This window comes from Thermoplasmata archaeon, from assembly GCA_015063285.1.
Lineage (GTDB): Archaea > Thermoplasmatota > Thermoplasmata > Methanomassiliicoccales > Methanomethylophilaceae > Methanoprimaticola.
Genome location: SUST01000003.1, coordinates 96028 through 109315, shown reverse-complemented (window position 1 = coordinate 109315; position 13288 = coordinate 96028). Strand labels below are relative to the sequence as shown.

General features: G+C 50.0%; 14 protein-coding genes, 1 tRNA gene and 1 pseudogene. 8 read left to right on the top strand and 8 right to left on the bottom strand.

The window, feature by feature from the left end; all coding sequences use genetic code 11:
* The first annotated feature begins 2 nt into the window (after positions 1 to 2).
* Positions 3 to 794 carry a hypothetical protein gene (locus E7Z62_03130; GenBank protein MBE6522105.1) on the top strand — a complete coding sequence of 264 codons (792 nt, stop codon included), beginning with the start codon at positions 3 to 5 and terminating at the stop codon, positions 792 to 794.
* On the opposite strand, the gene E7Z62_03125 is transcribed toward E7Z62_03130, so the two are convergent.
* Positions 795 to 1148: a hypothetical protein gene (locus tag E7Z62_03125; GenBank protein ID MBE6522104.1), complete on the bottom strand. Its 354-nt coding sequence runs from the start codon at positions 1146 to 1148 to the stop codon at positions 795 to 797.
* 98 nt (positions 1149 to 1246) lie between these two features.
* Here E7Z62_03125 and E7Z62_03120 point away from each other — a divergent pair.
* A pseudogene (locus tag E7Z62_03120) lies at positions 1247 to 2230 on the top strand (lactate dehydrogenase).
* A 61-nt stretch (positions 2231 to 2291) separates the two neighbouring features.
* Positions 2292 to 3701, top strand: coding sequence for an MFS transporter (locus tag E7Z62_03115; protein ID MBE6522103.1), 1410 nt, complete (start codon positions 2292 to 2294; stop codon positions 3699 to 3701).
* 3 nt (positions 3702 to 3704) lie between these two features.
* Here E7Z62_03115 and E7Z62_03110 read toward each other — a convergent pair whose 3' ends face one another.
* Together E7Z62_03110 and E7Z62_03105 are read right to left on the bottom strand one after the other, a co-directional pair.
* Positions 3705 to 4697 (bottom strand): hypothetical protein, encoded by a 993-nt coding sequence (locus E7Z62_03110; protein MBE6522102.1) that lies wholly within the window; start codon positions 4695 to 4697, stop codon positions 3705 to 3707.
* Positions 4698 to 4833: 136 nt separating this feature from the next.
* The gene (locus E7Z62_03105) at positions 4834 to 5817 is read right to left on the bottom strand and encodes a phosphoserine phosphatase (protein MBE6522101.1); all 984 of its coding nucleotides are present in this window, start codon (positions 5815 to 5817) and stop codon (positions 4834 to 4836) included.
* A gap of 70 nt (positions 5818 to 5887) precedes the next feature.
* On the opposite strand from E7Z62_03105, the gene E7Z62_03100 reads away from it, so the two are divergent.
* From E7Z62_03100 to E7Z62_03090, 3 genes are read left to right on the top strand one after another with little or no spacing between them, the layout of a single operon-like run.
* On the top strand, positions 5888 to 6535 hold the full coding sequence (locus E7Z62_03100) for a hypothetical protein (GenBank protein ID MBE6522100.1): 648 nt from the start codon (positions 5888 to 5890) through the stop codon (positions 6533 to 6535).
* Between the two features lies 1 nt (position 6536).
* The gene (locus tag E7Z62_03095; GenBank protein ID MBE6522099.1) at positions 6537 to 8027 is read left to right on the top strand and encodes a hypothetical protein; all 1491 of its coding nucleotides are present in this window, start codon (positions 6537 to 6539) and stop codon (positions 8025 to 8027) included.
* 59 nt (positions 8028 to 8086) lie between these two features.
* Positions 8087 to 9454, top strand: a complete 1368-nt coding sequence (locus E7Z62_03090; protein MBE6522098.1) for an adenylosuccinate lyase — start codon at positions 8087 to 8089, stop codon at positions 9452 to 9454.
* Between the two features lie 205 nt (positions 9455 to 9659).
* Here the strand turns inward: E7Z62_03090 and E7Z62_03085 are convergent, their stop codons facing one another.
* Positions 9660 to 10061, bottom strand: a complete 402-nt coding sequence (locus E7Z62_03085) for a pyridoxamine 5-phosphate oxidase (protein ID MBE6522097.1) — start codon at positions 10059 to 10061, stop codon at positions 9660 to 9662.
* Positions 10062 to 10234: 173 nt separating this feature from the next.
* Between E7Z62_03085 and E7Z62_03080 the strand changes: the two genes are divergently transcribed.
* Positions 10235 to 10309: transfer RNA gene (locus E7Z62_03080), tRNA-Ala, on the top strand.
* Between the two features lie 112 nt (positions 10310 to 10421).
* Here the strand turns inward: E7Z62_03080 and E7Z62_03075 are convergent.
* The gene (locus E7Z62_03075) at positions 10422 to 11357 is read right to left on the bottom strand and encodes a site-specific integrase (protein ID MBE6522096.1); all 936 of its coding nucleotides are present in this window, start codon (positions 11355 to 11357) and stop codon (positions 10422 to 10424) included.
* 170 nt (positions 11358 to 11527) lie between these two features.
* Between E7Z62_03075 and E7Z62_03070 the strand changes: the two genes are divergently transcribed.
* On the top strand, positions 11528 to 11806 hold the full coding sequence (locus E7Z62_03070) for a hypothetical protein (GenBank protein MBE6522095.1): 279 nt from the start codon (positions 11528 to 11530) through the stop codon (positions 11804 to 11806).
* Between the two features lie 36 nt (positions 11807 to 11842).
* Here the strand turns inward: E7Z62_03070 and E7Z62_03065 are convergent, their stop codons facing one another.
* From E7Z62_03065 to E7Z62_03055, 3 genes are all read right to left on the bottom strand, one after another.
* The gene (locus tag E7Z62_03065) at positions 11843 to 12142 is read right to left on the bottom strand and encodes a hypothetical protein (GenBank protein MBE6522094.1); all 300 of its coding nucleotides are present in this window, start codon (positions 12140 to 12142) and stop codon (positions 11843 to 11845) included.
* Between the two features lie 9 nt (positions 12143 to 12151).
* Entirely contained in the window at positions 12152 to 12877 is a 726-nt protein-coding gene (locus E7Z62_03060) for a hypothetical protein (protein MBE6522093.1), read from the bottom strand.
* Positions 12878 to 12943: 66 nt separating this feature from the next.
* A complete protein-coding gene (locus E7Z62_03055; protein MBE6522092.1) occupies positions 12944 to 13132 on the bottom strand; it encodes a hypothetical protein in 189 nt (62 codons plus the stop codon).
* Between the last annotated feature and the right edge of the window lie 156 nt (positions 13133 to 13288).

Here is a 13288-nt window from a genome sequence, read left to right as displayed (position 1 = left end):
TCATGAAGGACGTCCGCCTGACATTGGTCCAGATGAGATGCGTTGCGGGAGACTCCGAAAGGAACTACCGCAGGATGGAAGGTTTTGTCAGAGACAATGCAGATTCGGACATCATATGCTTCCCGGAGATGTGCCTCTCCGGATACACCACCAGCGATCCCGTAAGATACGCGATGTCCCCGGATCACCTCTCCGTAAAGAAGATAAGGGAACTATCCGAGGAGACCGGCATAGCTCTGGTCTACGGCTACCTGGAAGATAACGGTGCCAAGCCATTCCTCAGACAGGAGATCGCTGATGGCGATTCAATCGGATTCTATAGGAAGACGCATCTAGGCAAAGCGGAATCGACAGTGTTCACTCCGGGGGATTCTCTTCCGATATTCGATGTCAAAGGGGTTCGTACTGGGATACAACTGTGCATCGAATCCCATATCCAGGACATCTGCTCCACATACAGGTCCAAGGGGGCAGAGCTGATTCTCACCCCGTTCGCCAACGGGATATCCGGAGATAAGAGAAGATCGGTATGGTACAGCTACCTTCCGGCCAGAGCATCTGATAACGGGCTGTACGTCGTCGCTTGCAGTGCAACGGGCGATAATGGGCTGGGAACGGTATTCGGAGGCGGGATGATAGCCTTGGATCCGAAAGGGAACGTCATGAAGGAGCATTACGGTACTGACGAATGCTCGCTGACTGTTGACATAGGCGGTAAGCTTCCGAGAGATGGTCCGGAAACGATGTCTAATATCTCGTATTATGACAGAAGAAGGCCCGAACTGTACAGGTGATCATGCCTTTTCGGCGTGATTATGGACACATCCTTCCACGAATTCTTCGAGAACCTTGAACCTCTCGACATGAATGTAGTAGACGTGATCGGGACCATCGATACGGCTATTGACCAATCCAGCTCTGAGAACCCTCCTGAGAGCCTTGTTGGTCCTCTGTGAATCCATGCCGAAAAGTCCGTCAGGGAACGGCGAGCGAACCTCTGTTTTCATGAGCCCTTTCAGAATCTCCAATGAATCCGCATCGTCCAGAATGGAAATGATGTCCAATAGTGGATTCGCGGATACTGTCGTAAGAATGGGGCCGCATGCACATACGTGCTTGCTCATCTTCGGTTTGGATTCTTCTCCCATGAGGAATGGAACTCTGGAGTAGTAGATAATCCTTGTTCGTATATGTTCGGCGCATACCTATAAACGATACTGCCCGATACGGAAAGATGGTAAAGGTCATGAAGGTCTGCGCTTACGCTGTCAGAGAATTCGATGAATAGGGTTATTTGAAGAAGACCGCTGAAGAGCTCAAGGTCGAAATCGTTTGTACAGGAGATAATCCCACCATCGATAACTGCAACCTTGCTGAAGGCTGCGGATATGTTTCCGTCTTCACATCCCCAATTACCGCAGAGATGCTGGACGAGTACAAGAGGCTGGGCGTAAGAATGGTATCCACCAGATCGATGGGTTTCGACCATATTGACATGAAACATGCACAGGAGATCGGAATGGCCGTCGGACACATCACCTATGACCCCACAGGAGTCGCAGAATTCACAGTGATGGACATCCTTATGGCGGTGAGACGTATCAAAGAGATCAATGCCAAGACGATGGAGGGCGACTTCCGCCTCAAAGGGATGCTGGCCAGACAATTGAAGAACCTATCGGTGGGTGTAGTGGGGACAGGACAGATCGGACTGTCTGTCCTTAGGGACCTTAGCGGATTCGGGTGCAAACTGTATTATTGGAACCGCAGCAACAACGAAGAGGCCAACAAGTATGCAACACGCCTTGGGTTCGAAGATCTCCTGCAAAAATGTGATGTGGTCTCCATCCATCTTCAATACAACAGCTACACACATCATCTCTTCGATGCGGAAAAGATCGGTATGATGAAGGAAGGATCCATTCTCGTCAATACTTCCAGGGGAGGCCTTATCGATACAGAAGCGATGATCTCCGCTCTTGAATCTGGGCATTTGGCATCAGTTGCACTGGATGTTGTGGAGAACGAATTCGACCTCTTCTACTATGATTGCAGGGACAAGGACCTTTCTAACTATTATGTAGGAAAACTCAGGGGAATGCCTAATGTGATCTATTCGCACCACATGGCCTACTATTACCGCGAAGCTGTTTGGGGAATGGTTTACAACAGCATTTTGAGCATGAAACAGTTCGATGAGGGCAAAGAAGTACCGCTTAGGCTCATCTAATTGGAACGGACAGTTCTAAGATGCCCATAGTTAAATCCTTGTTAAACATCGCCGTACTGCTATGAATGACAGAACTAGAGCGGTATTGCCTATCTTCGGTATCCTCTTCATGGTGGATTTCCTGAATTGTCTGGATGCTTCCATCGTGAATGTCGCCCTGCCTGTTATTCTGAAACAGTTCGGCATACTTTCCGGATCCGACGGCTCTTGGTTGATATTCGGATATGCGCTAGGACTTTCCTCCCTTATCCTACCGTTCTGCAAATTCGGCAAGAACGGCAGGCTGAAGAAGATTGGTATCTGGGGAACGATTCTTCTTCTAATCACATCCATCTTATGCGGGATATCCTCAGATTTTATCATGCTGATCATATCAAGAATCGCCCAGGGTGCAGCATCAGCAATGATCGCTGCCACTGTCCCGATCGTCCTGTTGGATTTCGTTCCTAACGAGAGCAAAGGCTTAGGCCTGGCGGTGACCGGAGCCTCTACCGGTCTGGCCCTAGTGGTAGGACCAACCATCGGAGGGATAATCGCACATCTGTTCGATTGGTCTTGGATATTCTATCTCAATGTCCCGCTGTGTTTGATTCTTCTATATCTTTATGCGTATCATCTTCCCAAGGATACTGCGAAAGAAAAGGACAGGGACCCCAGCATCATCGGTACGATAGCATCCCTCCTGTTCTTTGCATCCATGCTCACTTTAGTCGAGGATCTTGGCGACCCCGATCTCACATTCAATGGCAGAATAATCTCGCTAGCAGTTGCTATCGTTTCTGCTGTTCTTCTTGTCCGCAGTGCTAAAAAGGACACGGACAGAGCAATACTTGCGACTAAGATGGTCATGAATCGCGAATACCTTATGGTAAGCATCGCCTTCTTGCTGACTACAATGGTGGCCGGAGGGTTGAATTTCATGGCACCTTATCTGATGCAGATGACCTGGGGAATGACTCCGTCGGAATGCGGCCTATATCTCATAATCTGCTCTGTGGCCATGATGTCCGTGGTCATATTGGTGGGCAAATGGTGCGACAGATCCGGTGCGAAGAATCCGTCTCTGATGGCGATGATTGTCAGACTCATAACATGTGGTCTCGGAGTGATCCTGGCACCGGCTGTGGGAATCCCGGTATTGGTCGTATATCTGATCATTCTGGGGATTGGACACGCATTCTCCGGTACCGCACAGCCGACACGTATGGTCCATCATGCCACTCCCGGTTTCAAAGTCGAAGGAACTGGGTTCATGCTGGTCATCAATTACTTCGCTATCGCTGCAGGAAGCGCTTTATTCGCTATGATCCTAGGATTCGTCACCGGAGGGATTGAAACGCCCGATTCGGTATTCGAAGCATTCAAGATTATGTCGATAGTCAGCGCTGGAATTGTAATTGCTGCAACCATACTGACATTATTGGCCAGGAACGTTGTGGTCGATGAGAACGGGAATCAAATCGAACGCTGAACGTCATTCCTCGAAGAATACGGAGTGCGTCTCATTCATCAGGTGAGCATATCTGTCATGGATCACAGTTTCCAATCTTCTGAGAACGTTATTGTATTCCCCTTCTAGGTCCTTCTCATTAAAGTTCAGTGAATTCAGGTAGATCTTCTGATATTTGGGCTCATCAGCTGATTCTACGAATTCGATAATGTCGCGAAGGCTTTCTTCGATGCCCGACTTGCTACTGACGTTTATGTTCAGGATCTTATCTATGAGGACGACATCGTTCTTCAGGAAATCTATGACTGCTTCGCACGCATCCTCTTTGGTATGGCCAGACATCTCCTCGTCGATGAAAAGATCGATCTTTGCATCCTTCATTTCTTTGACCTTCTTCAGGGTCACGGCATCATCGATAGAGATCACGAGTTCAAATGTGAAATCAGAGCCGCTCTGTGGTTTGATTTCCTCTGTATCGGCCGGAGACTCTTCTTCTCCTCTGGCTGTCGGCTGCTTTATCATTTGAGGAACCTCAGGTGCCGTAATGGATGCCTGTGCAACCGGAGACTCGATCTTCTGAGGAACTTCCGGGGCCTCTATCATATCCTGACTCTTGGCAGCAGAAAGTTTGTTTTTGTCTTCAGGAGCTTCTATTCTCTCAGAATCGTCAGGCTGTGCGATCTTCTCTATTTCCTGTGGGGCCTCGATCATATCAGGATTCTTTGCCGGAGAGATTCTATCCAGTTCATCTGGTGCCTCGATTTTATCTTGCGATGCCGGTGACTTCAGAGACACCTTTTCGTCTTCATCCATCATCCCTTTTCTGCATTGATCCATGACATATTCGTCCAAAGATTCGTATTTGGATAGCCTGCTGCGATAAAGCGGAGAAAGGATTGGTTCAGAATCGGGAAGAGGCTTTTCAGAGATCAGCGCATCCAAGACATCTAAATCGCTGAACAGATGGCGAATGATGTCCTCATACTCCTTTCTATTCGGCTGGTCGGTGCGAACCATCGCTGAAAATATGACCAACTCATTCAGTTTACGATCCCTAATCGAATCAAACCTAGCATCCCACATGAATATGAAATGGCGTTAAGAGTATAAGTATTAAGTGAAAAAGTGGGGGCAAAAGCCCCCTGGAAAGGTTTCAGAGGTATCCAGACTTCTGGAGGGCCATGAGGTCCTCAGTGGAGAGTTTCTCTCCCGCCTTGAAGCGCTCGAAGATCTCCTTTGCTTCTTTCTTACCGGACTCGTCGACCTTCTTCTTCTTGACGCTGTTCTTCTTGTTCTTGAATGCTGCGGCATCCTTGTCCATCTCGTGAACGGACTTGATCTGCTCGATGTGCTTCTTGTGCTCCTCATCGGCAGCCTGCTTGCACTCTATGAACTTTGCCTGGGCAGCGTCGGCTTCCTTCCTGAGCTTGTCTGCCTGCTCGTAGTAGCCGATCATCTTGTCGTGAGCGGCCTGGGCCTGCTCTGCGTACTCGGACACCTGGTGGTGGTAAGTCTCTGCCTGGGCCTTTGCCTCCCTGAGCTGTGCGACGAGACCTTTCATCTCATCGTTCTGCTCGTAGGTCTTCTCCCTCTCCTCGATCTGCTTTGCGAGGACGGATATCTGCTTGACGATGCCGTTCTCCTTGTCCTTTCCAAGGGGCATCGTCTGCTGCATGTATTCGAGATCCTGGAGCTGCTTCTTCAGCTGTTTGAGGGGGACCTGGTCCTTCTCCTCTGTCTTCTCAGTCCTGTAAGGTGCGAGCTGCTCTTTGAGTGCGGTTACCTTCTGGTTCCACTCGTCCCTGAGCTCCTTTGTTTCCCTTACCTTCTGGTTGTAGGAGTCGCGCTCCTCCCTGCACTTTCCTGCCTGGTCGACAAGTTCCCTGACCTGACCGTTGAGCTCGTCCCTCTTGGCCTTCCACTCTTTGGTCTGGTTGTTGAGCTCGTCCCTGAGCTTCCTGTGCTTCTCTGCATCCTCGTTAACGATGCTGCGCTTCTCCTCCATTGCTGCGAGACCTTCCTCAGAGGTGATAGACGTCTCCTCTGCGGTTTCGGCTACCTGCTCGATAGCCTCTTCTGCCTGCGCCTGCTGTTCCTGAGAATCCTGCTGCTGAATTTCCTCCACGAAATCTTCCATAAATGTTCAACTCACTATGTTCGCATTGACCATGAGATAAGCATGGCCCACTTTATTCGTGCATATTAGGATGTTATTTATAAAGATTTGCCGAGTTGGACACGTATTTCCCGTTCCATTTGAGGATTTAAACGCCTCGCTTTCGAATAACAGACGATCATCGTCACACTTATATCCGTCGTTATGCGAATCGGGATTCATGAGCGATGAGTTCGCCGTTGACGAATCCGGAATGACCTCGGACGGGTATCACAGACTGCAGCCGACATGCAAGAAGGCGATGTATGTCAGGAATGTCATCGCGATGGCAGTGCTAATCTTAATTGGAGCCGCGATTCTGGTATTCATGAAGCCTCAGTTGGGAGAATGGTACGATACTGCATTGTATCTGATCCTTGGCCTGCTCATCGTGATAGCCGTATACTTCATTCTGGGCCCGCAGATTTTCTTCATGCGCTACCGCTACAGAATCGATGACGAGAAAGCAGAAATCAGAAGAGGAGTGCTGGTCATCACCCATACGCTTGTCCCCATCGAGAGGATACATCAGGTGCAGGTAGCCAAAGGACCCATCAACAGGATGTTCGGACTGGCCGATGTAAACATAACAACTGCCGGAGGGACGGCGGTTCTCGAATACCTCGATATCGAAACGGCAGAGAGCGTCGCTTCGAAGCTCAACGAATGTGTGGTCAGTCTCCTGAAAGACCGTGATTAAGATGGACGAACAGACGAACGAAGTCGACCTGGAATCCAGGGTATACAGGAACCATTTCACCATCGTGGTCCAAAGCATGGTATCCATACTGATCATGCTTGGGATAATGGGGCTTGTCGGATCGGCGTCATCTGGAGGGGTCTTCCTAGGGAACCCCGCACTGTGGATAGTTGCTATCGTAGGCATCGTCTACATTTTCATCTCCATCAGAATCTGGATGAAGACCACGTTCACATTCGGGCCTACGGAGATAGTCGTGGTGAAGGACACCTTCTTCAAGAACACCAGCAGGATTCAGTACTCGAAGCTGGCATCAGTCAATGTCCGCAGGAGCTTCATCAACCATATATTCGGCACCACCACACTGCTTTTCAACGTGAACTCGTCCGTGAACTCTATGTCCGCTGAAGCCTCACTTACGCTAGAGAAGGACGAAGCGGACAGACTGCGCGAGATGGTGTCTGCCAAGATCTTCCAGAAACAGATGGTTATCGAGGAGGACAAGATGGAGGAGACGCTAGTCGATGTGAGCAACTTCGACGTCATACTCCACGGTTTCTTCGGACAGCCTACCAGGTCTTCGATCCTGGGATTGATTTTCCTAGCATACTCTTTGATAACGATGTTCGTCGGAGAGGGATCCTCACTGCTGGGATGGCTGATGTTCGGATTCACCTCCATCATCCCTTGGATAAGGACCATCTTGAGATACTACAATTACAGGATATACCGCATCGATGACACGATCACCGTTGAGAGCGGACTGATCAACAAGTACCGCAGCTCCTTCAACATAAAGAAAGTGAATTCGGTACGCATTAGGGAACCTCTGCTCGCCCGCGCCATGGGGAAATCCCTCCTCGAAGCAGAGGTGGTAGGTCTTGCAGACAACGAGGGACTTCCACTGCTCTGCCCTCTGAAGAACAGGAAAATCGTGGATTCCTTGACGAAACAACTGGTCCCCGAATTCATATTCGACAGCAACCATCAGACTCAGCCCAAGGAATCGCTGGTTCCCACCATGACCTACAAGATTCTCTGGGCGACGGTTTTCCTGGCGGTAGGCATCACCCTATACTTCTTCGTCACACTCAGCTATGACATCGGTTCCAAGAATTACGCCGAGTACATCCTGTATGCCGCTGTTGCGATGCTTGCTGTCGTCATCCCCATTCTGCTCATCGTCCACGGGATACTTGCCCAGAAGAACAGGGAGTTCGAGATGGGGCAGGAAACGTTCCTGTTCATCATCGGCGCCTATGACAGACAGAGAGAGTACATAAGATACGACAAAGTCCAGATGTGCGATGTCATTTCTGGGCCCGTCCAAAGGATGTTCGGTGTGGGAACATGCAACGTCGGACTCATGTCCGCCCAGGGATTCAGAGGGATCAGATCAGGATTATTCCGCAGAGACGAACTTGAACTGATTGGAAAAGAGGTCATAGACAGGATCAGGGACGGCAGGTACGATTATCGCAAGTACCTATGATGCGCGCATCCGTGCACATAGACTTATAAGTGGCACTCACAATCGCCGTATCGATTTCAATGAGCAACAGTTGTCCCCTCGACTACAGGTACGGGCGCCCCGACATGAAGGCAGTCTTCTCGGAGGAGAGCCGTATCCAGAACCAGATGTACGTAGAAGCCGCACTTGCCAGGGCGCACGCATCCCTCGGAACAATCTCCGAGGCTGATGCGAAAGAGATCACACGCGTTGCAAGTCTGGACGTCGTCAGCGTACAGAGGATCAAAGAAATCGAGTCGGAGACCAGGCACGACCTCATGGCCATGGTCAAAGCCATGACCGAGAAATGCGAGGGAGATGCCGGAAGGTATGTCCACCTTGGAGCGACCTCCAACGATATCGTCGATACTGCAACAGCTCTGCAGATCAAAGCCGCCATGGAGATAATTCTCAAGGACGTTGAGGACTTCATATACACACTGGCGGTAATCGCGAAGAGGGAAAGGGACACCCTCGAGATCGGAAGGACACATGCTCAGTTCGCTATACCGATCACATTCGGATTCAAGATTGCTGGATACATTGCAGAGATGATCAGGCACAGAGAGAGGATAATCGAGTGCATGCCGAGGGCCTGCGCTGGAAAGATGGCTGGAGCCGTCGGTACCGGTGCCGCTCTGGGAAAGAACTTCTTCGAAATACAGAAGAGGGTTATGAACGACCTTGAACTTACCTATGAGCCTGCAGCCACACAGGTAGTCGGACGCGACAGATACACCGAAGTCATCTGCCTTATGGCGAACATCGCCACTTCCATCGAGAGATACGGGACGGAGGTCAGGAACCTCCAGAGATCCGAGATTGGAGAGGCTTCCGAATTCTTCGATGTGAAGAAGCAGGTCGGCAGTTCAACGATGGCCCAGAAGCGCAACCCCATGAACTCAGAGAACTGTTGCGGTCTGGCAAGGGTTATCAGAGGATTCGTCACACCCACGTTCGAAAGTCAGGTCCTTTGGCACGAGAGAGATCTGTCCAACTCGTCAACTGAGAGGTTCACCCTCCCCCACGTGTTCATCCTAACTGACGAGATCCTGAAGAAGATGAATTGGATCTTCGAGGGACTCGAGGTCCATTCAGACAAGATGCTGGAGAACATCGAATCGTCCAGAGGTCTCGTGATGGCCGAACCCCTCATGATGAAACTAACCGAAAAGGGAATCGGAAGGCAGGATGCCCACGAGATCATCCGCGAATGCTCAATGATCGCAGAGGATCAGAAGAGGCACCTCAGGGATGTCCTCCTGGAAAGGGAAGGCCTGAAAGGCGTCCTCACCGAGGAAGAGATCATCGCCACCATGGATGCCGCCAACTATGTCGGCGGTGCAAGGGAGATAGTCGACAAGATGGTGGAGGCAGCAGAGAACGTGACCGGAAGGCAGGTGCCGTGATGATCCCCCAAATGAAGCACGGACTCATCATAGGGGCCGTCGTCGGTGCTGCTCTCACCGCTTTCATGTACTACTACAACCACAACCTGCTGGTCGACCTCATCATGATCCCGATCGGAGCAGTGATGGGTGCAGCACCCTGGTTGCTCAAACCGAAGGACGAATGAAAACAAGACGCCCCCGGAGACCCGGGAGCTGATTGATTTTAGAGTTTCTGTCCAGCGTGATCGCCGGGCGTGACGTAGAAGACCTCCTCCACCTTCATCTTTATCAGATTCTTGGCAGGATAGGTCTCCTTCTTGGAATGGGCAATGGAAACAGCTTTAAGATAATCCGATCCGGAATTCTCTATGATGACTGTTCCTTTGATCTGATAGGACTCCTTGAAATCCCTGTTCCATACGAAGAATGCCGCTTTGGGATTCTCCTTCAGGTTTGCAAGAGTCTTGTTTAGGTAGTTGTCCACAAGCCAAATATTACCGTCATCGCCCAGGAATATCATTCCTACAGGCACAACGTTGGGTGTTCCGTCCTTTGATGCGGTAGCGAAGGAAATGATTCCTGTCGCCTTCATCTCTTCGAGCATCTCTTCAGTTAATTGAACCATGAAGGCTTGAATCACAGTGATTTCATATAACGTTCACCACATAATATCCCATCCTGATCATTATAAATCCGGATCGCCAGAATACCATGAGCACAGATAGAATGCCAAACTTCTGGCAGTGCCAAGGTTTTTATTGGACTTCTCAGTACAGATGCCTGCCGGGAATTCTTAATGGGCAAGTAGATCAGCCCGGTTAGATCGCTTCGTTCGCAACGAAGAGGCCGCGAGTTCGAATCTCGCCTTGTCCACTTTCACTTCATACCCAGATTGTCCAAAAGTGGACAGAAACCTTGTCCGCCACGTGGACAATTGTCAGGAAAGTAATGAATTTCGATACAGGAAACTGTTTTCCGCTTGAGATCACCATGTGCTCTTAGCATTCTCGACAGCCTTGTTGAGCCTCTTCCTGCTGTAGAATCCCTCCGTTGTCTTTGTGCTCGCATGCCCCATGAGGACCGATACGGATTCGATATCCAGATCGTTATCGAGATATCTCTGTCCGAAGGTCCTCCGGCACATGCGGAGGTCGAATTTGATTCCGAGGTCCTTTTCCACGACGGTCTTGATCTTGCGGATCGAGTTGCCGGACAGATAGCCGTCAGAACTATCTTTGGATGGGAATAGCGCTTGTGACTTCACGTTATTGTCCGCCAACCACTTTTCGCGTAGCACGAGGTACAGAGTGAGGATCCTGCGGACATCGGGATGCAGCGGAACGGTCCTCGGCATCCCGTAAGTCGCCTCGCCTTTGACGTGGATGATGTCGAATGTCCACAGGGTGGTATCGACGTCCTTCACATCGGCGAAACGGATCTCCTTGTTCCTAGTGCCGGTGGTGATGCTCATCAGGACCAGGGCGTAGGCCCTGACCAGATTGAAATCGCCGGTGTCTATGATCTTCGACCTTTCGAGGATGAGGTCGTACATGTCGTCGGACATGCTGTCCTTCCTCCTAGTCCCCTTGAAGTTCGGCTTGAGCATCGGATTGTGCGCAAGGCACAGCTGGACCGCAGGATTGTCGAGGTACAGCAGCAGCTGGTTCAGAGCGTTGATCTCATGGACCATATCGGCAGTGCTGACCAGACCCTTGCAGTAGAGTATGTACTCGCGCACATCGTTCTCAGTCCAGTTCTTGGGGGACATGGACCTCATCTTTCCCTCTTTGACCAGGATCTGCACCTTGGACTCCATCCTGTGGTATCTGCGGACACGGTTCTTGAACGTCTCCTCAGAATACACTTCGCGTATGGTATCCAGATAGCGATCCAGGTATTCTCCGAGTGGATTTCTTCCCAATTCATTACCTCCTGTGAGCTATGTTCCCGATTGCCGGGTTCTTTCGCTCTGTATATTGCATTGGCAACCGTGTATTTAATTGTTGGTAAAAACTACACTGTAAGAAAATACCGAGTTAAACGGGTGTTTGATAGGAACTGTTAAAATATTACTCGGTAATAACTACTGTAATGGATTGGAACTCATCGCTGCTCGAGGAGAAATACGCTCTCAGCATTCTATGGATCATCAGGAACAATCCCAATATGACCAAGACGGATATCGTCAGGGTCGACAAGGGAGGGGAGAAGACCAAGTACGCTATGATCAACAAGCTCATAGATGCCGGTCTCGTTTCCACATACAGCGACGAGAGCATGAGATGGAACACCGAATATCTCATCCTCACTGAAAAAGGGAAGACCGTCGCCGAGCACATCGAGATTATCAACGAAGCGATGAAGAATTGATATTGAAATGGAGGGTATGGCCCTCCGGTTTTCAGATCAGGCGTTTATCCTGATGGATTGGATTGAAGACAGAGGATAGGAAGCTCTGATCGATTCGTAATAGATGATGTCGCCATGAACTGACAGAATGGTTCCTGCCTTGATCTCGATATGACCGGCACTGACGAAATTGATCGTCCCGCCTTTCTTGCTGAGAAGTTCTACCTGCTCCTTCAGGAAATCGGTAGAATCGTCATCTGCATGCGATCCTCCGTTCGTTATGAGAACGGCCCCTTCGACCGCTACAACGGCCAACAATGCAATAGCGACTATGGTCAAAACCTTCTGAGAATCCATTTCATCACCTCATTCATCCTTGATCCAGAAAAGGACCAGTCTCGTATCCCCTTTGTGATACCAGCAGTAATCATCGATATACTTGTATTCAAGACCGTGCTTGGCAGCGAAATCGATGGCATTGCGTTCCTCCCCTTCCTTCTTATAGGGGTTGGATACCAGGAACACCCTGTCATCCTTGGTCCTGACGGCGAACTCGTGATCGATTATCTCATCGTAGATATCGAAATCCACTCTGGAGAGGGGAACGGTACCGACGACGTCGTAATCCCTAACGAATCTCTCCAGCTGTCCGAGGTCATCGACATAGATCGACTCGCGGTTCAGTTTCCTAGTCCTCCTGTCACGGAATATCTTCCTTATCGGATCATCGCCCTTAGATCCGTACCAAATCCTGTCATTGGAATCCCTTGTAAGTTCTCCTGTTTCAATCATAATATCGACCGCACGTTTCGTCATCGCATCGGGAGTGCCCGTGGACTCGTAAGCATAGAACTCGACCTGAGTGAGGAAAAGACCTTTCTTTCCAAACTCCTCGAAGATGGATCTCACAACGCTGACAGCTTCCTCTTCGGTGAGGGCGCTCTTCTCCGGAACAATCTTATCGGCGAAATCAGGCACCGAGATATCAATGAGGACCTGATCGCCGGCATCGAGGCCCAGCTTGCGGCAGAGCCTGGTGACATTCACACTCAGTGAATTTCCGTTCTTGATGATACGGGCTATCTCTTGCATAATACTTGTATTACATGTATGACATATAATACTTGTCGGACAAAAAGAGAATGGGAGGATTCCCATTCAGAATTCCTTGACATCCTTGAAGATGGTCTCGGGAGGTAATGGTTCGTCACCGGAAAATCCTCCGATGCAGTTTGCCTGACCTACATACTGGCGTGCGTAGATCCTTATCCTGTCCATGATGCTGATCATCCAAGCATCCATATCGCCGGAGAAGTAGCGGTCCATGTCCATGGAGACTGCTGTCATGAGAAGCATCTCAGCCTACCTGTCCTTATCCTGGACCTCAACGAAGGAATGCTGCTTTATCCTGTCGATGATGATCTCGTTCTCAGTCAGATCCAAAGGTTGCTCGGTGCGAAGTCTCATGCTGATCTTCATCTGTTCGCAATAGGGCATCATCCC